Annotated in this window: 21 protein-coding genes; 14 read left to right on the forward strand and 7 right to left on the reverse strand. The window is 71.6% G+C overall.

Annotated elements, in window-relative coordinates:
• Positions 1-205: 205 nt before the first annotated feature.
• On the reverse strand, positions 206-1549 hold the full coding sequence (locus ABCQ75_RS07735) for an MFS transporter (RefSeq protein ID WP_345884678.1): 1344 nt from the start codon (positions 1547-1549) through the stop codon (positions 206-208).
• A 154-nt stretch (positions 1550-1703) separates the two neighbouring features.
• Here ABCQ75_RS07735 and ABCQ75_RS07740 point away from each other — a divergent pair, with 154 nt between their 5' ends.
• Complete coding sequence (locus tag ABCQ75_RS07740; RefSeq protein ID WP_345884445.1) at positions 1704-2450, forward strand: IclR family transcriptional regulator; 747 nt, start codon at positions 1704-1706, stop codon at positions 2448-2450.
• Between the two features lie 214 nt (positions 2451-2664).
• On the forward strand, positions 2665-5001 hold the full coding sequence (locus ABCQ75_RS07745; protein WP_345884446.1) for an FdhF/YdeP family oxidoreductase: 2337 nt from the start codon (positions 2665-2667) through the stop codon (positions 4999-5001).
• A 9-nt stretch (positions 5002-5010) separates the two neighbouring features.
• Here the strand turns inward: ABCQ75_RS07745 and ABCQ75_RS07750 are convergent, their stop codons facing one another.
• The gene (locus ABCQ75_RS07750; protein WP_345884447.1) at positions 5011-5331 is read right to left on the reverse strand and encodes a DUF6457 domain-containing protein; all 321 of its coding nucleotides are present in this window, start codon (positions 5329-5331) and stop codon (positions 5011-5013) included.
• 218 nt (positions 5332-5549) lie between these two features.
• Here ABCQ75_RS07750 and ABCQ75_RS07755 point away from each other — a divergent pair, with 218 nt between their 5' ends.
• From ABCQ75_RS07755 to rlmN, 4 genes are all read left to right on the forward strand, one after another.
• Positions 5550-6740 (forward strand): 4-hydroxybenzoate 3-monooxygenase, encoded by a 1191-nt coding sequence (locus ABCQ75_RS07755; RefSeq protein WP_345884448.1) that lies wholly within the window; start codon positions 5550-5552, stop codon positions 6738-6740.
• A gap of 206 nt (positions 6741-6946) precedes the next feature.
• Complete coding sequence (locus tag ABCQ75_RS07760) at positions 6947-7429, forward strand: carboxymuconolactone decarboxylase family protein (RefSeq protein ID WP_345884449.1); 483 nt, start codon at positions 6947-6949, stop codon at positions 7427-7429.
• 122 nt (positions 7430-7551) lie between these two features.
• Positions 7552-9513 (forward strand): ABC transporter ATP-binding protein, encoded by a 1962-nt coding sequence (locus tag ABCQ75_RS07765; RefSeq protein WP_345884680.1) that lies wholly within the window; start codon positions 7552-7554, stop codon positions 9511-9513.
• A 470-nt stretch (positions 9514-9983) separates the two neighbouring features.
• Entirely contained in the window at positions 9984-11195 is a 1212-nt protein-coding gene (gene rlmN, locus ABCQ75_RS07770; RefSeq protein WP_345884451.1) for a dual-specificity RNA methyltransferase RlmN, read from the forward strand.
• Positions 11196-11333: 138 nt separating this feature from the next.
• On the opposite strand, the gene ABCQ75_RS07775 is transcribed toward rlmN, so the two are convergent.
• The gene (locus tag ABCQ75_RS07775; RefSeq protein WP_345884452.1) at positions 11334-11852 is read right to left on the reverse strand and encodes a GNAT family N-acetyltransferase; all 519 of its coding nucleotides are present in this window, start codon (positions 11850-11852) and stop codon (positions 11334-11336) included.
• 195 nt (positions 11853-12047) lie between these two features.
• On the opposite strand from ABCQ75_RS07775, the gene ABCQ75_RS07780 reads away from it, so the two are divergent.
• Positions 12048-13085: a LacI family DNA-binding transcriptional regulator gene (locus ABCQ75_RS07780; RefSeq protein WP_345884454.1), complete on the forward strand. Its 1038-nt coding sequence runs from the start codon at positions 12048-12050 to the stop codon at positions 13083-13085.
• Positions 13086-13150: 65 nt separating this feature from the next.
• Positions 13151-14167 carry an aldo/keto reductase family protein gene (locus ABCQ75_RS07785; protein WP_345884456.1) on the forward strand — a complete coding sequence of 339 codons (1017 nt, stop codon included), beginning with the start codon at positions 13151-13153 and terminating at the stop codon, positions 14165-14167.
• A 374-nt stretch (positions 14168-14541) separates the two neighbouring features.
• Here ABCQ75_RS07785 and ABCQ75_RS07790 read toward each other — a convergent pair whose 3' ends face one another.
• From ABCQ75_RS07790 to ABCQ75_RS07800, 3 genes are read right to left on the reverse strand one after another with little or no spacing between them, the layout of a single operon-like run.
• Entirely contained in the window at positions 14542-16062 is a 1521-nt protein-coding gene (locus tag ABCQ75_RS07790) for an APC family permease (protein ID WP_345884458.1), read from the reverse strand.
• A 1-nt stretch (position 16063) separates the two neighbouring features.
• Entirely contained in the window at positions 16064-17149 is a 1086-nt protein-coding gene (locus ABCQ75_RS07795) for an agmatine deiminase family protein (RefSeq protein ID WP_345884459.1), read from the reverse strand.
• The gene (locus ABCQ75_RS07800; RefSeq protein ID WP_345884461.1) at positions 17146-18315 is read right to left on the reverse strand and encodes a nitrilase-related carbon-nitrogen hydrolase; all 1170 of its coding nucleotides are present in this window, start codon (positions 18313-18315) and stop codon (positions 17146-17148) included. Before ABCQ75_RS07800 ends, ABCQ75_RS07795 begins: the two co-directional genes overlap by 4 nt.
• Before the next feature lie 185 nt (positions 18316-18500).
• On the opposite strand from ABCQ75_RS07800, the gene ABCQ75_RS07805 reads away from it, so the two are divergent.
• The 6 genes from ABCQ75_RS07805 (at position 18501) to ABCQ75_RS07830 (ending at position 23485) form a co-directional block, all read left to right on the forward strand.
• The gene (locus tag ABCQ75_RS07805) at positions 18501-19193 is read left to right on the forward strand and encodes a TetR/AcrR family transcriptional regulator (RefSeq protein WP_345884463.1); all 693 of its coding nucleotides are present in this window, start codon (positions 18501-18503) and stop codon (positions 19191-19193) included.
• A 130-nt stretch (positions 19194-19323) separates the two neighbouring features.
• Complete coding sequence (locus ABCQ75_RS07810; protein WP_345884465.1) at positions 19324-20754, forward strand: flavin monoamine oxidase family protein; 1431 nt, start codon at positions 19324-19326, stop codon at positions 20752-20754.
• 181 nt (positions 20755-20935) lie between these two features.
• Entirely contained in the window at positions 20936-21706 is a 771-nt protein-coding gene (locus tag ABCQ75_RS07815) for an RNA polymerase sigma factor (protein ID WP_345884468.1), read from the forward strand.
• A complete protein-coding gene (locus tag ABCQ75_RS07820; RefSeq protein ID WP_345884470.1) occupies positions 21703-21960 on the forward strand; it encodes a zf-HC2 domain-containing protein in 258 nt (85 codons plus the stop codon). The genes ABCQ75_RS07815 and ABCQ75_RS07820 overlap by 4 nt, the downstream gene beginning before the upstream one ends.
• Positions 21961-22031: 71 nt before the next feature.
• Positions 22032-22835, forward strand: a complete 804-nt coding sequence (locus ABCQ75_RS07825) for a methyltransferase domain-containing protein (RefSeq protein WP_345884472.1) — start codon at positions 22032-22034, stop codon at positions 22833-22835.
• Between the two features lie 80 nt (positions 22836-22915).
• Positions 22916-23485 (forward strand): OsmC family protein, encoded by a 570-nt coding sequence (locus ABCQ75_RS07830; RefSeq protein WP_345884474.1) that lies wholly within the window; start codon positions 22916-22918, stop codon positions 23483-23485.
• Between the two features lie 159 nt (positions 23486-23644).
• Here the strand turns inward: ABCQ75_RS07830 and ABCQ75_RS07835 are convergent, their stop codons facing one another.
• Positions 23645-24334 (reverse strand): methyltransferase domain-containing protein, encoded by a 690-nt coding sequence (locus ABCQ75_RS07835; protein WP_345884476.1) that lies wholly within the window; start codon positions 24332-24334, stop codon positions 23645-23647.
• Positions 24335-24411: the final 77 nt, after the last annotated feature.

A 24411-nucleotide genomic window follows, 5' to 3' on the forward strand; every position in this document is an offset into this window, starting at 1 on the left:
TCCGGGCTTCCGCTCGGCGGAAGGCCGGGGCGCTTTGGCGGGGGGGGGTGCTGGTGCGGTCCCCAACTGCACAACCCGCGAGGCCGCCGGGCCATTTTCGGCCGTTGAGCGGCACGAGTTGTGCAGTTGGGGACGGGTCGACACAGTTCCAGCTGCCTGAGGGCATGAGCCACGCGAATTGTGTCGCTCTCGCGCCGGCTGACGCCTACAGGTCCTTGCGCCCCGGCACGACGTGCGGCACGGCGACGAGCGCCAGCACGGCCAGCACGGCCGCGCCCGCGAACACGTAGAAGCCCCACGGGTAGGCGATCCCGAGCGTCACGAGCGTGCCGGTCACGGCCGGGCCGAGGATGGCGCCCACCCGGCCCACTCCGGCGGAGAAGCCGAGCGCGGTGCCGCGGAGGCGGGCCGGGAAGAGCTGGCTGACCCACGCGTACACGAGTACCTGGGCGCTGAACACGAAGACGCCCGTGACGAACACCGCGGCGTTGAGCAGGAGTTCGTTCTGCATCCTGATGCTCAGGGCCGCGAGCAGCACGGCGGAGATCCCGAACCACAGGAGCACGATGCGCTTGGCGCCGTGCCTGTCGGCGAGCCAGCCGGCCACGAAGAGCCCCGCCACGGCGCCCACGTTGAGCACGAGCAGGAGCGTGAGCGAGGAGCTCAGCGAGTAGCCGGCCGAGGCCATGAGGGTGGGCAGCCACGTGTTGAGGCCGTACACGAGCAGGAGGCCCATGAAGGATGCGATCGCGATCCCGACCGCGACGAGCGGGTACGGCTTCTCGAGGAGCGCGCGGTAGCCGAGCCGGGCGGGCACGCCGGCTGTGGCGGGCGACGACGGCGAGTCGCCGGCGGCGTGCGCGCCCACCGCCGGCGCGGCCTGGGTGCGTGCGGGTGCGGCCTGAGTGGGGGCTTCCTGCGCGGGTGCAGCCTGTGCAGGTGCAGCCTGTGCAGGTGCGGCCTGGGCGGCCCGGGGGAGCGACTCGGGGAGCTTGAACCACAGGAACGGCAGCAGTACGAAGCCGGCCACGCCGCCGATGGCGAACATCATGCGCCAGTCAGGGATGAGGATGAGCGCGAGGAACGCCGTGGCCACAGCGCCCACGTGGTAGCCGGTCATGGTCCGGGTGGTGGCCTTGGCGCCGGAACCGGCGGGGGCATAGTCGTTCATGTAGGCGAGGGCCGCGGGGAGGCATGCGCCGAGGCCCGCGCCGGCGAGGAAGCGGAAGAGGCTGAAGACGGCGACATTCGGCGCGATGACGATCGCGAGGGTGAAGACCGAGAACCATGCGACGCACGCGATGAGGAGGCGGCGCCGTCCGAACCGGTCGGAGAGCGGGGCGATGAAGAGCGCCCCGACGCCCACGCCGACGAGCGAGATGGTGGCGGCGAGCGTGGCGCCCACGGGCGTGAAGCCGAGGTCGCCGGTCTTCAGCAGCGTGGGGATCACGGTGCCGAGCACCACGAGGTCGAACCCGTCCAGGACCATGGCGAGCCAGCAGAGCCATACCGGCCATGCGGAGCGTTGGGCTGTCGGGGCGGGGGTCATCGTTGACATGGCTACCTCGGAGATGGAGAGCGCTCGCCGCTGCGGTGCCATCACGGCGTGCTGGGTACGCGAGATTTGTATCACTGGACGCTATGGCCTGTGACACGTGCCACCATTGAATGGAATCTGAACCCGTCCCAATGGAGGAGGTGCCGTGGCCAACTCGACATCGGGGGACTCGGTCGTGGACCGGATCGTGCGGATCCTCGAGGCGTTCCCCGAGGGGGTCAGCTCGCTCCCGCTCGCGGAGGTCGCCGCCCGTGCGGACCTTCCGCTCACGAGCGCGCACCGGCTGGTCCGCCAGCTCGCCGAGCACCGCCTCCTCGAGCAGGCCCCGGGCGGCACTGTCCAGCTGGGGCTGCGGCTGTGGGAGCTCGTGAACCGCAACTCTCCCATCCTCGTGCTGCGCCAGGCGGCCCTGCCGTTCATGGACGACATCCACCAGGTCCTCAACCAGAACGTGAACCTCGCGGTGCTCCAGGGCGACGACGTGCTGTTCGTCGAGCGGTTCTCGCGGCGCGGGTCGGTGGCGAACCGGGCCAAGGTGGCGGGCCGCATGCCCGTGCACGTCTCCTCGGCAGGGGTTGCGCTCATGTCCGCCCAGCCGCAGCACGTCCAGGCCGAGTACCTCGCGCGGTTCCGCGACCCCACCGGCAAGGCCACCGTGGACCACGTCCGCCACCTCCTCGCCGCCGCCTCGACGCAGGGCTACGCGGAGCTGGCCGGCGTGGTGGACCCGGACACGTGGGGCATCGCCGTCCCTGTCCTCGACGCGAAGCGCCGGCCCGTCGCCGCAGTGGGCGTGGTGGTGCCCCTCGCGGAGGTTCGCATCCCGCAGATCGTGCCGGCGCTCAAGACGGCGGCGCGGGGCATCTCGCGCCAGCTCGTCCAGGCGGAGTAGGCACGACGCCGTCGGCGCGCCTTCGCGCCGGCGGCGGGCGCCCGGCGTCGGGCACCAGAGCGGAGAAGCCGGGAGGACGGAGAGGGCGGAGACGGGAGAAGCCGGCGCGGTGGGTTGCCCTGAGGGTATTGCGGGTATCCCCGGATTACTGCTACGCCTGAAGGCAGTGAGCCGCGCACCGCCAACCGTCCAGTCTGGCCGAGGGGAGCACCACGTGACACGCAATGAGCCTCCAGTCGAGGAAGTCGACGAGAGCACGATCGAGGTCAAGGACCATCCGAAGCACTGGGCCGCAGGCGTGCCCGGCGTCTACTACTCGATGAAGCCGGCCCTGAAGCACATGGGCATCCGGCGGGCCTCGAAGACGCTGCTCGCCCTGAACCAGAAGGACGGCTTCGACTGCATGAGCTGCGCGTGGCCGGACCCGCCGGAGGACCGGAAGACGTTCGAGTACTGCGAGAACGGCGCCAAGGCGGTCACGTGGGAGGCCACTCCCGTGGTCATCTCGTCCCAGTTCTGGGCCGAGCACCCGATCAGCGAGCTGCGGCAGCGCTCCGAGTACTGGCTCGGCATGCAGGGCCGGCTCACGGAGCCGGTCTACAAGGCCGAGGGCGAGGACCACTACCGGCCCATCTCGTGGGAGGAGGCGTTCTCGCTCCTCGGGACGAAGCTCAAGAGCCTGGCCTCGCCGGACGAGGCCGCCTTCTACGTCAGCGGCCGCACCTCGAACGAGGCCGCGTTCCTGTACCAGCTGTTCGTGCGGGCCTACGGGACGAACAACCTGCCGGACTGCTCCAACATGTGCCACGAGTCCTCCGGCTGGGCCATGGGCCAGACCCTCGGCATCGGCAAGGCCACGGTCTCCTATGACGACTTCCGCAACGCAGAGCTGCTCATCCTCATCGGGCAGAACCCGGGCACCAACCACCCGCGCATGCTCAGCGTCCTCGAGGAGGCCAAGCACAACGGCGCCGAGATCGTGGCCGTGAACCCGTTGCCCGAGGCCGGCCTCATGCGGTTCAAGAACCCGCAGCGCGTGGACGGCGTCATCGGCAAGGGCACCACGCTGACCGACCAGCACCTCCAGATCCGCCTCGGCGGGGACATGGCGCTGCTGCAGGCGGTCTCGAAGCGCGTCCTCGAGGCCGAGGAGAGGAACCCCGGCACCGTGCTGGACCACGAGTTCCTCGCCGAGCACTGCGAGGGACTCGAGGAGCTCAAGGCGCACCTGGCGGATCTGGACGAGCAGACCGTCCTGGAGGCCACCGGGCTCACGAGCGAGGAGATCGACGAGCTCGCCGCGCGCTACCTCAAGGCGGAGAGGGTCATCATCTGCTGGGCCATGGGCGTGACCCAGCAGAAGAAGGCCGTGCCCACCATCAAGGAGATGATCAACCTCCTCCTCCTGCGCGGCAACATGGGCAAGCCGGGCGCAGGCGCCGCCCCGATCCGCGGCCACAGCAACGTCCAGGGCGACCGCACCATGGGCGTCTGGGAGCAGATGCCGCCGGCCTTCCTGGACGCCCTCGGCAAGGAGTTCGACTTCGAGCCCCCGCGCCACCATGGCGTGGACGCCGTGGAGAGCATCCGGCGCATGAAGGACGGGCGCATCAAGGTGTTCGTCGCGATGGGCGGGAACCTCGTCGCCGCCATCTCGGACTCCCACGTCGCCGAAGAGGCCATGGAGAACACGGACCTGAGCGTCCAGATCTCCACCAAGCTCAACCGCTCGCACACCGTGACCGGCCGCGAGGCGCTCATCCTCCCGACGATGGGCCGCACCGAGATCGACCGGCAGGCCAGCGGCGAGCAGTTCGTCTCCGTGGAGGACACCGTGTGCGCCGTGCACCGCTCCGCCGGCACCGTGGAGCCCGTGGCGCCGAACCTGCTCTCCGAGGTCGCGATCGTGACCCGCCTGGCGCGCGCCACCCTCGACGGGAAGACGAGCGCGGACTGGGCCGGCTTCGAGCGGGACTACGACCTGGTCCGCGAGCACATCTCCCGCGTGGTGGTCGGCTGCGAGGACTACAACCGCCGCATCCGGGAGAAGGACGGGTTCCTCCTCCCCAACGGCCCGCGCGACTCCCGCACGTTCAGCACCCCCACGGGCAAGGCGATCCTCACCGTCAACGAGCTTGAGTACCTGCAGCGCCCCGAGGGCACGCTCATCCTGCAGACCCTGCGCTCGCATGACCAGTTCAACACCACGATCTACGGCTACAACGACCGCTACCGCGGCATCAAGAACGGCCGCCACGTGGTGTTCGTCAGCGCCGAGGACATCGCCGAGCTGGGGCTCGAGGACGGGCAGCTCGTCGACGTGCACGGAGTTCACGACGACGGGAGGGAGCGCGTGCTGCGCTCGTGCCGGCTCGTCTCGTACCCCACACCGCGCGGCTGCGCCGCCGCCTACTACCCGGAGGCGAACGTCCTGATCCCCCTGGACAGCGTCGCGGAGGGGAGCAACACGCCCGTGTCCAAGGCCGTCATCGTGCGCCTCGAGCCGAGCGCCCGGACAGGTGAGGCGCCGGCGGCGGCCGCCGGCGCCTGAACCTGCGCGTCACTGGGCCGTGTCGGTCCAGCCCTTCCGGTCCGGGCCGCCGTCCGTGCCGTCCTCGCAGAGCCTGAGCACGGTCGCGGCCGCCTTCTCGAGGGCGGACTGGGTCTCCTGCTTGCCGTTGCGCGAGGCGAGGCCCGCCGCGTAGCCCACCATGAGGGCGCTCACGGGGCCGGCGTCGGGGGAGACGCTCCGCGCGGACTCCTCCGCGACCCGGCGGACGAGCGCCTGATCCAGCTCGAAGTCCAGGATCTGGAGGGCCTGGGCCAGACGCCGGCTCCACTGGGCGATCTCTCGGTCGTTGTCCGCTGCGTGCTCGCTCATGCTGCTCCTTGCGGTAGGTCCTGCTGGCGGGTGCGGCGCCCGAGGGCCGCTGCCCTCAAGGCATAACACCCCCGGATGCCCTCCACAATGCCCGCGCGGCGGGGAATCATTCTTCCGTTGAATGGCATTCGGGGTCCTTCTGGGCCGACGGGCACGCCACACTCGTTGCAGACCAGCCTCCGCGGGCCGCGGACCGGCTCCAGCCGAAAGGAACGATCATGGGCGATCGCACCGTCATCACCACCCAGGTGGCCATCATGGGCGCGGGCCCTGCGGGCCTCATGCTCTCCCACCTCCTCGCGCAGGCCGGGATCGAGAGCACGGTCGTGGAGATCCGCTCCCGCGCCGACATCAGCGCCACCATCCGCGCGGGCATCCTCGAGGCCGGCAGCGTGGACCTGCTCGTGGGCTCCGGGATCGACAACGTGCTCCGCAACGGCCACGAGCACGAGGGCACGGAGTTCCGGGTCAACGGCGAGAGCCACCGGATCGACTTCAAGGACCTCGTGGGCCAGTCCGTGTGGCTCTACCCGCAGAATGACGTCTTCGACGACCTCTCCGCGCGTCGCGAGGCCGACGGCGGGGACGTGCGCTACTCGTGCTCCGACGTCTCGACCGCGGACCTCACGGGCCAGCCGAAGGTCTTCTTCACCGACTCGGACGGTGCCCAGTTCGAGCTGCGCGCCCAGATCCTCGTCGGCGCGGACGGCTCGCGCAGCCACTGCCGCTTCCAGATCCCCGAGAACGAGCGCACCTGGTACTTCAACGAGTACCCCTTCGCATGGTTCGGGATCCTCACCGAGGCCCCGCGCAGCGCGGACGAGCTCATCTACGCCAACTCCGAGCACGGGTTCGCGCTCATCTCCCAGCGCACCGACACCGTCCAGCGCATGTACTTCCAGTGCGACCCCAAGACCAACGCCGCCGACTGGACCGACGAGCAGATCTGGGAGCAGCTCCGCGCCCGGGTCAATGGCAACGGCTTCGAGCTCAAGGAGGGCCCGGTCATCGACAAGATGGTGCTGCCGTTCCGCTCGTTCGTGAACGCGCCGATGCGGTACGGGAACCTCTTCCTCGCCGGCGACGCCGCGCACACCGTCCCGCCCACCGGCGCCAAGGGCCTGAACCTCGCCCTGCACGACGTCAAGCTGCTCTTCGAGGGCCTCGACTCGTTCTTCTCGACCGGCTCCTCCGCCCTTGTGGACTCGTACTCGGACCGGGCGCTGGACCGGGTCTGGAAGGCGCAGAACTTCTCGTACTGGATGACCACGCTCCTGCACACGGTCCCGACCGAGGAGAACCACGCGTTCTTCCGCGCCCGCCAGCTCGGCGAGCTCCGCTCCCTCCTCGAGTCCGAGCACGGCCGCGCCTACATCGCCGAGTGCTACACAGGCTGGCAGGGCAAGTAGTATCACCCCCTCCCGTTGTGGGCTCCCTGCCGGACGGTTGTGGGGTCCCTGGCGGGCCGTTGTGGGGTCCTTAGCGGGCGGTTGTGGGGTCCCTGGCACTCTCAGGGACCCCGTATCGGGGTGGCAGGGACCCCGTGTCGGGGTGGCAGGGACCCCGTATCGGAGGGGGCGGGGCGGAGGGCCCGCGGACAGGCCATGATGGGTCCATGACTCACAATCCCGCCCCCGAATCCGACGAGGCCCACGCGTTCTACCTCGACAAGTCGGACCCGGCCGCGTGGAAGGCCATCAACGCCTTCGCGCTCGCCGTCCGCAAGGCGACGGACGACGCCGGCCTGCCGCGCGACGTCGTCGAGCTCGCCGCGGTGCGCATCTCCCAGATCAACGGCTGCGCGTACTGCCTCGACCTGCACGGGCGCCTCGCGGCCGAGGCGGGGGTCTCCGCCCGGAAGCTCAACGTGCTGCCCGCGTGGCGCGAGGCCGGGGTGTACACGGTGCTCGAGCGCGCGGCGCTGGACATCGCGGAGGCCGTGACCCTCCTGCCGGAGGACGAGGAGCGCATCGCCGCCCTCTCCCGCGCCCGCGCCGAGCTCGGCGACGCCCGCTACTCGGCCCTGTCCTGGGCGGCCATCTCGATGAACGCGTTCAACCGCCTCTCGATCGTGAGCCGCCACAAGGTCACCCCCTAGGCGCGGGGCGCCCGAGGCGAGCAGCCCCTCGGGCACCCAGGCCAGCACCCCGTCCGGCCCCTCGGCCCTCTGCCGCATACTGGCTCCTGTAGGCGCGCGAGCCCGGAAGGAGGCCCATGTCCATGCACCCACCCGGGCGGCCCGGCGGCGTCGTGCGCGGAGGGCGCGTCGGAAGCGGCGACGTCGCCCTGCAGAAGAAGCTCAACGCCGAGGCGCCCAGGATCCCCCACCTCCTGCGGCGCATCGCCGAGCTGTTCGCGCCGCACCGGAAGGCGCTGGCCCTGACGGTCGTGCTCGTGCTCGCGGCGGCCGCGCTCTCCGTGGCCCCGCCGCTGCTCACCCAGCGGATCTTCGACGAGGGCCTCTTCCCGCCCGGCGGCGGGCCCGACCTCCCGCACCTGGCCGAGCTCGTGGGGCTCATGGTGGGCGCGTACGTCCTCTCGGCGCTGCTCGGCGTGTGGCAGACGTACCTCACCTCCACCGTGGGGAACACGGTCATGGGCTCGCTGCGCGTGCGCCTGTTCAGCCACCTCCAGGCCATGGAGTTGAGCTTCTTCACCCGCACCAAGACCGGCGTGATCCAGTCCCGCCTGCAGAACGACGTGGGCGGCGTGGCAAGCGTCCTGACCAACACGGTCTCGAGCGTGGTGGGGAACATCGTCACGGTCATCGCCGCGTTCGTCGCGATGGTGCTGCTGAGCTGGCAGCTCACGCTCGTGGCACTCGTGCTCATGCCGTTCCTCGTCATCGCACAGCGGCGCGTGGGCCAGGTGCGGGCGCGGATCGCCACGAAGACGCAGGAGTCGCTCTCGGACATGACGGCGATCACCCAGGAGTCGCTCAGCGTCTCCGGGATCCTGCTCGCGAAGAGCTTCAACCGCCAGCCGGACGAGATCGCGCGGTACTCCAAGGAGAACCAGAACCTCGTGGGCCTCCAGGTCCGCCAGGCCATGAGCGGGCAGTACTTCTTCGCGCTCGTGACTATCTTCATGTCCTCGATCCCCGCGATCGTGTACCTCGTGGCGGGGTGGCTCCTGACCGGCGGGGTGGGGGAGCTGGGCGGCGCCGTGATCACCGCGGGGACGATCGTCGCCTTCACGACCGTCCAGGCCCGCCTCCTGTTCCCGCTCATCGGGCTCATGCGCGTGGCCCTGGACCTGCAGACCTCCGGCGCGCTGTTCGCGCGGATCTTCGAATACCTGGACCTGCGGCCCGCCATCACGGACGACGACGGTGCGCACCCCCTCCCCGCCGACGCCCCCCGGCTCGGCGAGGTGGAATTCGATTCCGTGACGTTCCGGTACCCCGACGCGCGCGGCGGCGAGCGGGCGACCCTGGACGGCGTCTCGTTCCGCATCGAGCCCGGCCAGTACGCGGCGTTCGTCGGGCCGAGCGGGGCCGGGAAGACCACCGTCTCCTACCTCATCCCGCGCTTCTACGAGGCCACGTCCGGGACGGTGCGGTTCGCGGGCCGGGACGTGCGCGGGCTGAAGCGCGAATCGCTCATGCGGCACATCGGCGTCGTGAGCCAGGAGACCTACCTCTTCCACGCGAGCATCGCCGAGAACCTCCGGTACGCCAAGCCGGACGCGACCGCCGAGGAGCTCGAGGCCGCGTGCCGCGCGGCGAACATCCACGCCACGATCGCGGCCTTCCCGGACGGCTACGACACGGTGGTGGGGGAGCGGGGGTACCGGCTCTCGGGCGGGGAGAAGCAGCGGATCGCCATTGCGCGCGTGCTGCTCAAGGACCCCGAGGTGCTAGTGCTGGACGAGGCCACGAGCGCCCTCGACACGGTCTCCGAGCGCGTGGTGCAGAAGGCGCTGGACACCGCCTCGCACGGGCGGACCACGATCGCGATCGCGCACAGGCTCTCCACCGTGGTGGGCGCGGACGTGATCTATGTGGTCGACGGCGGGCGGATCGTGGAGCACGGCACCCACGCCGGGCTCGTCGCCGCCGGCGGCGCGTACGCGCGGCTCTACGCGCAGCAGGCGGCGGGACCGGGCGAGCGGGCTGCGGGGCCGGGCGAGCGGGCTGCGGGGCCGGGCGAGCGCGCGGTGGGGCAGTCGGCCCCGCCCTGACCGTTTCGGGTACAGATCAGGACCCGGTTTTGGCGTTTCGGGTACGCGGGGCGAGGGGCCTTCCCCGTTTCGGGTACACATCCGGGCCGGGTTTTGGCGTTTCGGGTACCGTCGTGGCACGCATGCGCCCGCTGTTGTCCCGGCTCGCGGCAGCGGCGCACGACGCCGGGCACTCGCCTTCAGCGGCAGCGGTCGCCTGGCCAGCCGGAGCGGCAGGCGGGCCGGCGGCGGGCGGGGTGCGCTGCGCCGTCGTGCGCGTACCAGGAACACGGAAATCGCCGAGCTATCTGTCCCCGAAACCGCGTTGGGCGCGAGAGGTGTACCCGAAACCGCGTGGGGGCGCGAGAGGTGTACCCGAAACGCCGAAACCCCGCCCCGATGTGTACCCGGAACGGAAGGGGGCCTGCGGGAGAGCGGAATCATAGTCCCCGGTTGTGGAATCAACAAACGGACATGGAACAATGGAAAGGATGACTTCCTCCGCCAGCCGTTCCGACCTCCAGTCCGAGGCGCCCCGTCCCCAGGTCACCCCGAAGGCCGAGGGCTGGGAGCAGCAGCGCACCCCCGAGGGCCGCCCGCTGCTCCAGTTCGCGTCCCCGCGCGTCAAGCAGCCGCCGCAGCACTTCGCGGACCTGAGCCTCGAGGAGCGCGTGGCGAAGGCCAAGGAGCTGGGACTCCCGGCGTTCCGCGCCAAGCAGCTCAGCACCCACTACTTCCAGCACTGGACCACGGACCCGGCCGCCATGAGCGACCTCCCCAAGACGGGCCGCGAGGAGCTCGTAGGCGAGCTGTTCCCGCCGCTCCTGACCGAGGTGCGCCGCCTCAAGACCGACGACGGCAACACCATCAAGCTCCTGTGGCGTCTCTTCGACGGGGCCCTCGTCGAGTCCGTGCTCATGCGCTACCCGGGCCGCATCACGCTGTGCGTGTCGAGCCAGGCCGGCTGCGGCATGAACTGCCCCTTCTGCGCCACGGGCCAGGCGGGCCTGACCCGCAACATGTCCACGGCGGAGATCGTGGACCAGGTCGTGGCGGCGAACAGGCTCATCGCGGCGGGGGAACTGGGCACGAGCGAACACGACGACGAGCGCGTCACCAACATCGTCTTCATGGGCATGGGCGAGCCGCTCGCGAACTACAAGCGCGTCATGGCCGCCGTGCACCGCTTCGCCGACCCGGTCCCCGCCGGCCTGGGCATGAGCGCGCGCAACATCACCGTCTCGACCGTGGGCCTCGTCCCGGCGATCCGCAAGCTCGCCGACGAGGACCTCCCCGTCACCTTCGCGCTGTCCCTCCACGCGCCCGACGACGAGCTCCGCGACGAGCTCATCCCCGTCAACAACCGCTGGAAGGTGGACGAGGCCCTCGACGCCGCCTACGACTACTTCCGCGCCACGGGCCGCCGCGTGTCCATCGAGTACGCGCTCATCAAGGACATGAACGACCACGCCTGGCGCGCCGCCCTCCTCGCGAAGAAGCTCAACCAGCGCGGCCGCGGCTGGGTCCACGTCAACCCGATCCCGCTCAACCCGACACCGGGTTCCATCTGGACGTCCTCGGAGCCGGCCGTGCAGCGCGAGTTCATCGAGACCCTCCGCGCCGCCGGCGTCCCCACCACGCTCCGCGACACGCGCGGCAAGGAGATTGACGGCGCCTGCGGGCAGCTGGCCGCGGCCGAGTAGGGGGCGGGCGCGGGGAGCTTGGTGCGTACCCGGAACGGGGTTTCGGCGCGTTGATGTGTACCCGGAACGGGGTTTCGGGGGTGTGATGTGTACCCGAGACGGGGCGGTGAGGACGTCGGGTGGGCGCCCCTTCGTGCGTCAGCCCGCAACCGCGTGGGCGCGCACCGGCGCCATGACCGGCTTGGCGTAGCAGATGGAGTCCTCGAGCTCCTGGTAGGGGCCGAAGTTGGGCACGCGCCGGTATCCCGCAGCCTCGTAGAACATCTTCCCGTCCGGCTGCGCCGACCCGGCCTCGGCCATGACGAGGGTGATCCCGGCGTCGTGGGCCTCGGCCTCGAGCGCGAGCAGGACCGAGCTCGCGATCCCCGCACCGCGCGCGTAGGGGAGGACGTAGACCCGCCTGACCTCCGCCGTCCCGCGGTCCAGCCAGCGCAGCCCGCCGCACCCGAGCGGCTGCCCGGTGGCGCGCTCATAGGCGATGAGGAACACGGCGAGTTCGGCGGACGACGGCGGGTCCCCGGCGTCGTGCGCCATCTCCCCGGCGGCGGTGCCTCCGCGGCGGGCGGCGAGCTCCGCCTGCTGCGCGGCGCGGAGGTCGCGGCCGACGGGGTTGCCCCACGGAACGCGGCGGATGGTGAGCTTGGGATGGTTCTGCATGCCTGCCCCCTTCGCTGGGACCGCCGCTGGAGTGGCCCGCGGCCGGTACCGAGAAACGGTAGGGAGCGGGTGTTTCGGCGGCGTATCGTCGCCGTGAGATCTGGGCAAAACCGCGCTCTCCAGCCTGCCCGAAGACGGCACCGCAAACTTCGCAAGCGCTTGCGAGATGTGCGTCACCCCTACTAGTCTCGTCCTGTGCCTTCCCCTTCCGTCCATGACGTCGCCGCGCGCTCTGGCGTCTCGGTGTCCACCGTCTCGAGGGCCCTGCGCGGCGTGCCGGGCATTTCAGCTGCCACTCGCAAGCGTGTGCAGGAGGCTGCGGTGGAGCTCGGGTACACGGCCTCGCCCACGGCGTCGCGCCTGGCCACCGGCCGCACCCGCACGGTTGCCGTGATCGTCCCCGAGCTCGCCAAGTGGTTCTTCGCCGAGGTCATCGCCGCGGCAGGCCGCGTCCTGGCCGAGCACGGGTACGACGTGCTGCTCGTGGAGCTCTCCACGGCGGAACTGCGGCGCGCGTTCTTCACCGGGCCCGGGCTGCGCGGCCGCGCGGACGGTGCGATCGTCGTCGCCCTGCAGCTCGGCGCCGACGAGTTCGAGGCGCTCGAGGGACAGGGCCAGTCGGTGGTGCTCGTCGGCTCGGAGCGGCAGGGCGCCGGGTCCGTCAGCGTCGACGACAGGGCCGGGGGCCGGGCGGCCGTCCGCCACCTCGTCAACCTGGGGCACGAGCGGATCGCGTTCCTCGGCATACGGCACGAGCCGCGCTCCACTCTCGGCGGCGTGCCGCCCGCACAGCGCCTGCTCGGCTACCGTGACGCCCTCGCCGAGGCCGGGCTGCCCGAGGACCCCCGCTGGGTGCTCACCGCCGAGAACAGCGTGGACGGGGGAGCGGGCGCCGTGGCCGGCCTCCTCGCGGAGCAGGGGCTGCCGACGGCGATCGCCGCCGCCTCGGACGAGCTCGCCTTCGGTGCGCTCAGGACGCTGCGGGGAGCGGGCCTGCGCGTGCCCGAGGACGTATCAGTGGTGGGCTACGACAACCACGGGCTCGCCGGGGCCGTCGACCTGACGACGATGGACCACGACGTGTCCGGTCAGGGCCGCGCCGCCGCGCACGCACTCCTCGCAGTGCTGGGTGCGGCGCCGGTGGCGGGGCCGCGCGTGATCAGCCCGCGGCTCGTGGTCCGCGGCTCCACCGCGCCACCCGTGGACCGCGCGGGCTCCACCCTGCCCCCGTGAGCCCCACGGACCCCAGAACCCCAGAACCGCAGAACCCCAGAAGACCCTCTTTCGGAAGGAACCCCATGGAATACCGCAAGCTCGGCCGCTCCGGCATGTACGTCTCGGAGATCGCCTACGGGAACTGGATGACCCACGGCGAGCAGATCGACCAGGACGCCGCCACGGAGTGCGTGCGCGCCGCCCTGGACCTCGGCATCACCACGTTCGACACCGCCGACGCCTACGCCGGCACCCGCGCGGAGTCCGCCCTCGGCGAGGCGCTCCAGGGCGTGCGCCGCGAGGGCCTCGAGATCTTCACGAAGGTCTACTTCCCCACAGGCGAGGGCAAGAACGACCGTGGCCTCTCCCGCAAGCACATCATGGAGTCCATCAACGGCTCCCTCCGCCGCCTCCGGACGGACTACGTGGACCTCTACCAGGCCCACCGCTACGACTACGAGACGCCGCTCGAGGAGACCATGCAGGCGTTCGCGGACATCGTGCACGCGGGCAAGGCCCACTACATCGGCGTCTCGGAGTGGACGGTCGAGGAGATCCGCGCCGCGCACGCCCTCGCGACGGACCTGGGCATCCAGCTCATCTCCAACCAGCCGCAGTACAACATGCTGTGGCGCGTGATCGAGCCGGAGGTGGTGCCGGTGAGCGAGGAGGTCGGGCTCGGGCAGATCGTGTGGTCCCCGATCGCGCAGGGCGTCCTCACCGGCAAGTACGCACCAGGCGCCTCCACGGCGCCGGCAGACTCGCGCTTCGCGACCGAGGCGGGCGCGGTCAAGGACGAGCACCGCTACATGCAGCAGTCCGTGCTCGAGCGCGTCCAGGAGCTGCGCCCGCTCGCCGAGGAGGCCGGCCTGTCCATGGCCGCCTTCGCCGTGGCGTGGGTGCTGCAGAACCAGAACGTCTCGGCGGCGATCGTCGGCGCCTCGAAGCCCGAGCAGCTCAAGGACAACGTCACCGCATCCGGGGTCACGCTGTCCCCCGAGCTCCTCGCGCGGGTCGACGCGGTGCTGGTCCACCCCGAGGCGGGGGACGTCGTCGAGCGCGATCCGTCCAAGGTGGAGTCGCGCCCCGAGCGCGCGTAGAGCCGTACGCAAGGCGGCACGCGGAGCGTTTCGGGTGCGTGCCGGGCGTCGTGCATGTCCGTGTCGGGCACGCACCCGAAACGCTGGTTCGCGGGGATTGTCTGTACCCGAAACCGTGATTCGGGGGAATTGTCTGTACCCGGAACGCTGATTCGGGGGAATTGTCTGTACCCGAAACGCTGATTCGGGGGAATTGTCTGTACCCGGAACGCTGATTCGGGGGGATTATGTGTACCCGGAACGCTGATTCGGGGGGATTATGTGTACCCGAGACGGGGAGAGGGGCGACGGCGGCGGGCCTGGTACGTGACCCGGCCCGCCGCCGTCGTGCCTGCCGTCTGCGTTCCGGGCGCACCGCTCAGCGCGCGGCGGCATTACTCCGCCGCGGCCTCCAGCGGGACCGTCTCCCCGCGGAAGAAGGCCGGGTCCTTCGCGCGGTGGGCGAGCATGAGCACCGCGCCGAGGGCGAGGATGCCCACGCCGACGATGAACACGAGTCCCACCCCGCCGATCTCGGACCCGGAGCCGAAGGCCGGGTCGATCGAGTCGACGGCGGTCTGCACGAACACCACCGCGAGGCCGATCCCGCCCAGGAGCGGCAGGACGAGCCGCATGACGGTGCTGCGGCCCGAGGCGAACCACGTGCGGCGGAAGTACCACGCGCACGCGAACGCGGTCACGGCGTAGTAGAAGCACACCATCATGCCGAGGGCCATGATCGTGTCGTTGAGGACGTTCTCGCTCACGATCCGCATGACCACGTAGAACGCGGCGGAGAGCCCGCCGGCCACGAGGACCGCCACGCGCGGGACCCCCTTCGCGTCCACCCGGCGCAGCGGCTCCGGGAGGGCCCGGTAGAAGCTCATCGCCTGGAAGGTGCGGGCCGGGCCGATCATGGTGGCCTGCAGCGACGAGGCCGAGGAGGTCAGGACGGCGAGGGAGAGCAGGATCGCGAGCGGGCCCATGACCGGTCCTGCGAGGGAGGTCAGGACGTTCTCGGAGATCTCCTCGTTGCCCAGCCCCAGCCCCTCCGTGCCCACGCCGGCGAACATGAGAGAGGCGATCGAGGTGGCGAGGTAGATCGCGAGGATCACGACCGCCGTGACCGTGGCCCCGACGCCCGCGGTGCGGTGGCTTCCCTTGGTCTCCTCGTTCATGGTCAGGCACATGTCCCAGCCCCAGAAGAGGAAGATCGAGAGGCTCATGCCGGCCGCGAACGCCCCGAAGTCGGGGATCCGGGTCACGTCGAACCAGGACCAGTCGAACGGGATCGAGGTCTCGGACGCGCCCCCGGCGGCCTTCGCGACCGCCATCCCCGAGTAGAGCACCAGGACGCCCACCTGGAACACGAGCAGCACGACCTGCACGTTGCGGGCGGTCTCGAGCCCGCGGGCGCTCACCCACACGGCCACCGCCATGAACGCGAGGCACGTGAGGATGTTCACGAGCCTGTCCCCGGCGAGGTCGGCGAGGGCGGCGTTGCCCGTGACGTCCGCGAGGAACAGGTAGAAGAAGTCAACGGCGACGCCGGCCAGATTGGACAGGACGATGATGTTCGCGGCGAGGAAGCCCCACCCGCCCATCCACCCGACCCACGGGCCGAACGCCTTGGACGCCCACGTGAACGTGGTGCCCGAGTCCGGGAGCGCGGCGTTGAGCTCCTTGTACGCGAGGGACACCATGAACATGGGGATGAATCCGAGCAGGAGCACGACCGGCACCTGAAGGCCGACCGAGCCGGCGGTGGGGCCGAGGCTCGAGGTGATCGCATACGCCGGCGCGACGGTCGCGACGCCCATGACGATGATCGCGAGCAGGCCTATCTGGCCGCCGCGGAGGCCCTTGCCCCCGAGCTCGTGCTTGCCGACTGTCACGTCTGTAGTGTGCAGTGCCATATCAACTCCTTCCGAGCGCCGGGGCCGGAGTGCGGACAGCACTGAGGGCCCGGGGCTGCTGCTGGGTGATGCAGTGGATCCCGCCTCCGCGGGAGAAGATGGCGCGGGAGTCGACGGCGATGACGCGCCGCCCGCGGTAGGCGTCCGCGAGGATGCGGAGCGCCTTCTCGTCCTGCGGGTCGTTGAACGAGCACGCGATGAGCCCGCCGTTGACCGCAGTGTGGTTGATGTAGCTCCAGTCCACCCAGTCCTCGCCGTCGTGCAGCTGGGCCGGGGCCGGGAGCTCGATCACCTCCCAGCGTTTCCCCTCCGCCGTGCGGGAGGAGCGCAGTGCCTCGAGGATCTCGCCCGTGACCTCGTGGTCCGGGTGCTCGGGGCTGTGCTGGACGTGCACGAGGAGCGTTCCCGGGCGCGGGATCGCCGCGACGAGGTCCACGTGGCCGCGGGTGCCGAACCGCTGCGAGTCCCGCGTGAGGCCGCGGGGCAGCCAGACGGCGTGCCGCGCGCCGATGGTGCGGGCGAGCTCCGCCTCGACCCCGGCTTTCGTCGCCCCGGGGTTGCGGCCCGGGTCGAGCTGGACGGTCTCGGTCAGGAGGACTGTGCCGAGGCCGTCCACCTGGATCCCGCCGCCCTCGTTCACGAGCGCGCTGGGCACGCGCACCGCGCCCGCGGCCTCCGAGACGGTCCGGGCCACGCCGGCGTCGTCCTCCCATGAGGCCCAGTCCTGCGCGCCCCACCCGTTGAACACCCAGTCGACGGCGCCGAGGCGGGGCGCGCCGGCGGGAGCCGCTTCCCCACTGGTCCCCAGCACGAAGCTCGGCCCGATGTCCCGCATCCACGCATCGTCGAGCGCGGTCTCGAGCAGGTCCACGCGCGGGTCGAGGTATGCCTCGGCGATCGCGCGGTCCTCGGGCCGAACCGCCATCGTCACAGGCTCGAACTGCCGCGCCGCGTTCGCCACGGCCGCCCATGCGGCGCGGGCCTCGTGCGCGGACTCCTGCGTGTCCCCCAGCGTGTAGCCGCCGGAGGGCCACGCCATCCACAGCCGCTCGTGCGGGTCCGTCTCGGCGGGCATGCGCCAGCTCATGCGCTCGCGCCTTCCAGGGCGTGCGCCGCCGGCCGGACGGACGACGACGGTGCGCGGCCGGCGTCGTGCGCGGTGCCAGCCGCGGCGCTCGGCGGGACGGGCGACGACGGTGCGTGCCCGGCGTCGTGCGCCTCGCCCTCGTGCGCCTCACCCTGGCGGGGCCCGCCGAAGGGGCGGGACGGGGTCACGGGCGCGGTGAGCGCGGCGTACGTCTCAGGGCGCCGCGTGGTCAGGAACGGGAAGAGGGTGAGCCAGTCGCGGCGGGCGTCGAGGTCGAGATCGGCGACGAGCACGCACGAGCCCTCGCGCGGGGCGCGGACCAGGATGCGGCCGTACGGGTCCGAGATGAACGAGGAGCCGTAGAACGTCACGAGGCCCTCGGAGCCCCAGCGGTTCGGGACGACCATGAACATCCCGTTCGCGATCCCGTTGCCCACGATCACCTGGCGCCAGAGCGGCTCGGTGTCGAAGTCCGGGTGGCCGGGCTCGGAGCCGATCGCGGTGGGGTAGGCGAGGATCTCGGCGCCCGCGAGCGAGTAGACCCGCGCGAGCTCGGGGAACCACTCGTCCCAGCACGTCGGCAGGCCGATGCGGGCGCCGCCGAGCTCGGCGGGGGAGTGGACGGGGTACGGGCTGCCCGTCTCGGGGCCGGGGCGGAAGAACCTGTCCTCGTAGTAGCCCTCGGTGACGGGGATGTGCAGCTTGTCCGTCGCCGCGAGGAGAGTGCCGTCCGGGCCGACGAGGATCGCGGTGTTGTACCCGAGCCCGTCGCCGGGATCGGAGCCGTCTCTGGGGCCGTGCTGGGCCTTTCGGTAGAGGCTCGCGTGGACGCAGATGCCGTGGGCCTTCGCGGCGCGGCGGGCGAACGCGAGGGTGGGGCCGGTCTCGAGGTCCTCGGCGATGCTGCTCGGGGTGTAGTCGGGGAGCGTGTCCGCGGGGTAGCGGGAGAGGGTCAGCTCCGGGAGGAAGACGACCCGTGCGCCCCGGGCCGCGGCCCGCCGGATGCCGTCCTCGAGCTCGGACTCGGTGCGGGCGGGGTCCTCGTGCCAGCGGTGCTGGACGAGGGCGACGCGCAGGGGGGCCCGGCGCCCTGGCGGGGCTCCGGGGAGGGTCTCGTCCGTGCGGGCCCACGACACCGGGGGCTGCAGGGCCAGGATTTCTTGCATGGGGAGTCCTTCAGGAAGTCTGTGGGGCTGGGTTCATGCGCCATAAATGAACGACGTTCGTTTATTAGAGCAGTGAGGTGGCTCACGGTCAACCCCTCCCCTCGCCTGGCCGCCTCTCGCCGCTCGCGTGGCCACGTCCGTCCGTCGCGGGGTCATATCCGCGTGTTCGCGTACAGTGGCGATCCATGGAGTCCCCTGCGCCCGAGGTCGCCGGCCCCGCCGCTCCCCGCCGCCGCGGCCGTCCCGCCCGGCCCGTGCTCTCGCGCGGCAAGATCACGACGGCGGCGCTCGCCGTCATCGGCCGCGCGGGCTACGACGGACTCACCATGGCGGCGCTCGCCCGCGAACTCGAGACCGCGCCGTCGGCCCTCTACAACCACGTGAAGTCCAAGGACGAAGTCCTCAACTGGGTCCAGGACGACGTCAACGACACCATCGACACCACAGCCTTCGGGCGCGACCCCTGGGACCTCGCGCTCATGCGCTGGGCGCACTCATACCGGGACGCGTTCGCGCGGCACTCGCCGCTCATCCCGGTGATCGCGGTCCTGCCGATCACCGGCGCGCCGCACTCCCTCGCCATGTACGAGCGCGTGGCCGGGGGCCTCGCGGCGGGCGGCTGGCCGGAGGACATGGTCGTGGACGTGATCGTGGCGGTCGAGTCGTTCGTGCTCGGGTCTGCGATGGACGTCGCCGCGCCCGAGTGGATCTTCGACGTCGGGGACCAGCGCGATCTCGCCCCGACGTTCGCCGACGCCGTCGCGGCCCGCCCCGCGCGCGGCCCCGCGGCCGCCGACTCGGCGTTCAGCCTGGGCCTCAACGCCCTCGTCGCCGGTCTGCGCGGCACCCTCGCCGCCGTCCGGGCCACGCGCGGCTGACCTCGCGCGGGGACGTGACCCCGCAAGATGGCTGGGGGACGTGACCCCCAAGGAGGGGCTTGTCGGGGCTCCCATAATGAACTACATTCATTAAATCCCCACCCGTCCTCCACCGTCGAAGGAACCCGCCATGTCCCACAACCAGCCCGCCACCCACCCGCAGCCGCGAGAGATAGAGGCGGGGGTCGTCGTCGTCGGCGCGGGCCCGGCCGGCCTCATGGCGGCGCGCACCCTCGCGAAGGCGGGGGAGCGGGTGGTCGTGCTCGAGGCGCGCGACCGCGTGGGCGGCCGCACCTGGAGCGACACCGTGGACGGCGCGTTCCTCGAGATCGGCGGCCAGTGGGTGAGCCCGGACCAGACCGAGCTGCTCGGCCTCCTGGACGAGCTCGGGAAGGACACGTTCCCGCGCTACCGCGAGGGCGCCTCGGTGTACATCGGCCTGGACGGGCAGCGTCACGTCTACTCGGGCGAGGACTTCCCGGTCTCGGCCGGGACCCTCGCCGAGGTGCACCGGATCACGGAGATCCTCGACGGCCTCGCCGCGGAGATCGGCCCGGAGGAACCGTGGGCGCACCCCAGGGCCCGCGAGCTGGACACGGTCAGCTTCCAGCACTGGCTCCGCGGCCAGTCCGCGGACGAGGAGGCCGTGAGCCTGGTCGGCCTGTTCATCGCCGGCGGCATGCTCACCAAGCCCGCCCACGCGTTCTCGGCGCTCCAGGCGGTCCTCATGGCGGCCTCGGCAGGCTCGTTCAGCAACCTCCTGGACGAGGACTTCATCCTGGACCGCCGCGTGGTGGGCGGCATGCAGTCCGTGAGCGAGGCGATGGCCGCCGAGCTGGGCGACGCCGTCGTGCTCGGCGCGCCCGTGCGCACGCTCGAGTGGGGTGAGGCTCTCGCTGGCATCGGCGGCGGGGTGCGGGTGACGGCCGACGGCGGCACGGCCGGCCGGGTCACGGTCACCGCGCGCCGGGCTGTCCTCGCCGTCCCGCCGAACCTGTACAGCCGGATCTCCTACGTGCCCGCGCTCCCGCGGCGCCAGCACCAGATGCACCAGCACCTCTCGATGGGCCTCGTGATCAAGGTCCACGCCGTGTATGCGACTCCGTTCTGGCGTGAGGAGGGGCTCTCGGGAACGTGCTTCGGGGCCGGCCAGCTCGTGCAGGAGGTCTACGACAACACCAATCACGGCGACGCCCGCGGCACGCTCGTCGGCTTCGTCTCGGACGAGAAGGCTGATGCCCTCTTCGCCCTCCCCGCCGAGGATCGGCGGGAGCGGATCCTGGCCTCGATCGCGGACCTGCTCGGGCCGCGGGCCCTCGCGCCCGAGGTCTACTACGAGTCCGACTGGGGCTCCGAGGAGTGGACCCGCGGCGCCTACGCGGCGAGCTTCGACCTCGGCGGCCTGCACCGCTACGGTGCCGACCAGCGGACCCCCGTCGGCCCGGTCCACTTCGCGTGCTCGGACCTCGCGGGCGAGGGCTTCCAGCACGTGGACGGCGCCCTGCGCATGGGGCGTCGTGCGGCCGAGGAGGTCCTGGGCGACCGCGCCCCGATCGCCTGACGCTGGCGTCCCCGGGCCTGAAGCTGGCGTGCCCGGGGGACCACGCAGGGGAGGCGGACGACGGCGGGTGCGTGCCCGGCGTCGTCCGTACCCGAGACGGTGGGAGGGAACCTTTTCGCGCCGGACGCGTCGTCCTTTTCAGACGGAGCCGTCCTCCTCAGCGCGAAGGTGAGGGATCCTGATGACCATGGCAACCGAGGCGCCGCGGACAGCAGCGCAGCACACGTGGTTCGCCGGCGAGGTGGCAGCGCTGCTGCCCAAGCTCTACGGCGCCGCAGTGAAGCTGTGCCGGGACCGCAGCGACGCCGAGGACCTCGTGGCCGAGGCGCTCACCCGTGCATGGGACCGGCTGGACACGCTCGCGGACCGGGCCACGTTCCGCGGCTGGCTGTTCACGATCCTCACGAACATCTACATCTCGCAGTACCGCAGCGCCCGGACCCGGCCCGAGACCGAGGCGATCGGCGCGGACGCCGAGGACTTCTCCCTCTTCGAACGCCTCCACCAGCCCATCCTGCTGTGGTGGGGCAACCCCGAGCAGGAGTTCTTCGACAGCCTCCTGCGGGAGGACCTCAAGGCCGCGATCGAGTCCCTGCCCGAGCCGTACCGGGCCGCCGTGGTGCTCGTGGACGTCCATGAGCTCTCCTACCGGGAGGTCGCGTCGGCGCTCGGCGTCCCGGTGGGCACCGTCCGCTCGCGGCTCTCCCGCGGCCGCGCGATGCTGCAGAGGAACCTGTGGCAGTACGCGCGGCCCGGCGGGGCGAGGGCTCCCGGTGCGGCCCAGCCGGACGACGGCGCGCACGGGCACCGTGCGGACCGCAGCGGCAGCGGGGCGCAGGGGGGCGACGGGGCGGGGGAGGCCAGCGGGGCGGGGGAGGCCAGCCGCGCGGGGGAGGCCAGCAGAGTGGGGGAGGCCAGCGGGATGCGAGGAGACGGAGGGGTGGAGCAATGAAGGCCACACAGATCACGAGCTGCGCCGAGGCCCTCCGCGTGCTCGCAGAGCACCTCGACCACGAGCTCAGCGAACAGGTCGACGCCGAGCTGCGCGCCCATCTGGACGAGTGCCGGAGCTGCTGCTCCCGTGCAGACTTCGAACGCGCCCTCAGGGAGCGCATCCGCGAGCTCGGCGACGAGCAGGTTCCGGGGGAGGTCGCGGACCGCGTGCACCGGCTTCTCGCGGGCTTCGCCGGGCCGCCGCCGCAGTAGCCGGCCGGGCCGCAGCTGCCGGCCCTTCCCCTCGGATCTCCCTTCGGCTCTCTTCCGGAAAGGCTCCTCCCATGGTCGTCATCAGCTCGGACCAGCGCGAGATCATCTTCGATGCGGTCGTCGCGATGTACACGTCCGTCGCCTCAACCCCCGCCCAGGGGTTCCACTTCCCCACCGGCCGGCCCGCCGCCGAGTACGTGGGCTACCCCGCGGACGCCCTCGACGCGCTGCCGGCCGCGGCGGTCGAGTCCTTCGCCGGAGTCGGCTACCCCTTCGCGGCCGCGGTCCTCAAGCCCGGCGACACCGTGCTCGACGTGGGCTCCGGCTCCGGCACGGACCTGCTCATCGCGGCACGGGCCGTGGGCCCCGCGGGGTTCGCATACGGCGTCGACATGACGGAGGCGATGCGCGAGAAGGCCACCGCCAACGCCCAGGCCGCCCACCGCGCCCCGGGCGCGCGCCTCGCGAGGGTGGAGGTGCGCGCGGGGAACGCCGAGCGCCTGCCGTTCGAGGACGCATCCGTGGACGTCGTGACGAGCAACGGCGTCATCAACCTGGTTCCCGCCAAGGCCGCCGCGATCGCCGAGATGCACCGCGTGCTCCGGCCCGGCGGATGGGTGCAGATCTCGGACATCGTGGTGGAGGACCTCCCCTCGGAGGCCTGCCGCGCCAAGCCGCGCCTGTGGGCCGAGTGCATCGTGGGCGCCACCACCCAGACCGACTACGCCGGGATGTTCACCGCCGCCGGATTCACCGGCGTCGAACTCCTCGCCGACCTCGACTACTTCGCCGCGAGCTCGAGCCACTCCACCCGCACCACGGCGGAGGGCTTCGGCGCGCACAGCATGACCCTGCGCGCGAGGAAGCCCCTCTAGCGCGGGCGCCTCGACGGCGCCCAGCACGACCCCCGGGGGACCCATCCACAGCACCACAGATCAGACACGAGGAGGACGCCATGTCCGCGCCAGCAGAGGCCGTTGAGCTCAACGGCGTCAACGTCACCCAGCTCACCGACACGGTCGGGGCCATCCAGGGCGACCCGAGCATCGCGCAGTTCCGCTTCCGCGCCCGCACCCGCTGGGAGGGCGGGGGGAAGAGCACCACCGAGATCCAGGGGTTCCACGGCGCCAACGCCGAGGACACCTCCCGCACCGAGCCGTTCGTCCTCACCGGCGACGAGCCGCCCGTGCTGCTCGGAGGCAACGCCGGCCCCAACGCCGTGGAGGCAGTCCTGCACGCGCTCACCTCGTGCCTCACGGTCGGGTTCGTGTACAACGCCGCGGCGAAGGGGATCGCCGTGCGGAGCCTGGACTTCGAGATCGAGGGAGAGCTGGACCTCCACGGGTTCCTCGGCCTGTCCGAGGACGTCCGCCCGGGCTACGACCGGATCCGGATCCGGTACCGCGTGGACGCCGACGCGTCCGATGACGAGATCGAGGAGCTCTGCCACTACGTGCAGCGCACGTCCCCGGTCCTGGACATCGTGCGCAACCCGGTCAAGGTCACCCTCGCCAGGGTGCACTAGGTCCCACTGCCACCCCTCCGCCCCGGTGCCACCCCTCCGCCCCGGAAATGCTGGGTTGAGCAGGGTGCGTCCCGTCCGCACCCTGCTCAACTCGACAATTCGCGTCAGGATGTGCGTCAGGGCGGGGATGTGCGCCAGAGGGTCGGTGCGCGGGGCGGGTCAGCGGAGTGCGCCCACCACGTGCCACGCGAGTCCGCGGTGCACCGTCACCGGGTCGAGGCCCTGCGCGCGCACGACGGCGGCCATCGCCTCGGGCGGGTGGACGAACGCCCGGAAGCTCTTCCCCGTGAGTCGTGCGAGGAGGTTGAACCCGCCGATCGCCGCGCGCGAGAAGGGGTGACGCGGCGGGTGGCTGAACACGATTGCGCGCCTCGCGTGCCCGGCAGCAGCGCCGAGGAGGCGCTCGTAGTCGGGGTAGCAGCACACCACGCGGTGGAGGACGACGACGTCGGCCGGCTCGACGTCGTCGGGCGCATCTGCGAGGTCCACGCCCAGGCGACGGTCCACCCGCCCGGCAACCCCGGCGCGCGCGATGAGCCGGGCCGCGTCCTCCTCGTAGCCGTCCGAGAGCTCGAGGTTCGTGGTGCGGGCCGCGCCGCGGGCGAGGAGTTCGAGCTGGATCTCGCCGGCCCCGCCGCCCACTTCGAGGACGGTCGCGCCCGCGAGGCCGCCCGGGATCCCCTCGAGGAAGCGCACGATCCGGCGGGCAGGGCCACTGAGCCCGTGGCGCTCGTAGCTGCGCGCCACGCTCCGTGAGAAGGCGGCTCCGAACACCGAGCGGTAGCGGTCGGGGTCGGAGTTGGCGGGGGAGGGTCCGCAGCAGCCGGGCATGCTGCCAGTATCCAGCACGGTCGGCCAGGCTTGGGCGCAGGCAAAAAGGCTTGGCCACAGCAAGAAGGCCCCGCATCCTCGGATCCGGGGCCTTC

Source organism: Sinomonas halotolerans (assembly GCF_039615075.1).
Taxonomy (GTDB): domain Bacteria; phylum Actinomycetota; class Actinomycetes; order Actinomycetales; family Micrococcaceae; genus Sinomonas; species Sinomonas halotolerans.

What these genes read in the sequence shown, in the direction of transcription:
- ABCQ75_RS07810 (WP_345884465.1), top strand. Translation starts at nt 19,324, where the DNA reads ATGTCCCACAACCAGCCCGCCACCCACCCGCAGCCGCGAGAGATAGAG.
- ABCQ75_RS07790 (WP_345884458.1), bottom strand. Translation starts at nt 16,062, where the DNA reads ATGGCACTGCACACTACAGACGTGACAGTCGGCAAGCACGAGCTCGGG.
- ABCQ75_RS07820 (WP_345884470.1), top strand. Translation starts at nt 21,703, where the DNA reads ATGAAGGCCACACAGATCACGAGCTGCGCCGAGGCCCTCCGCGTGCTC.
- rlmN (WP_345884451.1), top strand. Translation starts at nt 9,984, where the DNA reads ATGACTTCCTCCGCCAGCCGTTCCGACCTCCAGTCCGAGGCGCCCCGT.
- ABCQ75_RS07830 (WP_345884474.1), top strand. Translation starts at nt 22,916, where the DNA reads ATGTCCGCGCCAGCAGAGGCCGTTGAGCTCAACGGCGTCAACGTCACC.
- ABCQ75_RS07825 (WP_345884472.1), top strand. Translation starts at nt 22,032, where the DNA reads ATGGTCGTCATCAGCTCGGACCAGCGCGAGATCATCTTCGATGCGGTC.
- ABCQ75_RS07765 (WP_345884680.1), top strand. Translation starts at nt 7,552, where the DNA reads ATGCACCCACCCGGGCGGCCCGGCGGCGTCGTGCGCGGAGGGCGCGTC.
- ABCQ75_RS07795 (WP_345884459.1), bottom strand. Translation starts at nt 17,149, where the DNA reads ATGAGCTGGCGCATGCCCGCCGAGACGGACCCGCACGAGCGGCTGTGG.
- ABCQ75_RS07750 (WP_345884447.1), bottom strand. Translation starts at nt 5,331, where the DNA reads ATGAGCGAGCACGCAGCGGACAACGACCGAGAGATCGCCCAGTGGAGC.
- ABCQ75_RS07735 (WP_345884678.1), bottom strand. Translation starts at nt 1,549, where the DNA reads ATGACCCCCGCCCCGACAGCCCAACGCTCCGCATGGCCGGTATGGCTC.
- ABCQ75_RS07755 (WP_345884448.1), top strand. Translation starts at nt 5,550, where the DNA reads ATGGGCGATCGCACCGTCATCACCACCCAGGTGGCCATCATGGGCGCG.
- ABCQ75_RS07805 (WP_345884463.1), top strand. Translation starts at nt 18,501, where the DNA reads ATGGAGTCCCCTGCGCCCGAGGTCGCCGGCCCCGCCGCTCCCCGCCGC.
- ABCQ75_RS07760 (WP_345884449.1), top strand. Translation starts at nt 6,947, where the DNA reads ATGACTCACAATCCCGCCCCCGAATCCGACGAGGCCCACGCGTTCTAC.
- ABCQ75_RS07800 (WP_345884461.1), bottom strand. Translation starts at nt 18,315, where the DNA reads ATGCAAGAAATCCTGGCCCTGCAGCCCCCGGTGTCGTGGGCCCGCACG.
- ABCQ75_RS07785 (WP_345884456.1), top strand. Translation starts at nt 13,151, where the DNA reads ATGGAATACCGCAAGCTCGGCCGCTCCGGCATGTACGTCTCGGAGATC.
- ABCQ75_RS07775 (WP_345884452.1), bottom strand. Translation starts at nt 11,852, where the DNA reads ATGCAGAACCATCCCAAGCTCACCATCCGCCGCGTTCCGTGGGGCAAC.
- ABCQ75_RS07815 (WP_345884468.1), top strand. Translation starts at nt 20,936, where the DNA reads ATGACCATGGCAACCGAGGCGCCGCGGACAGCAGCGCAGCACACGTGG.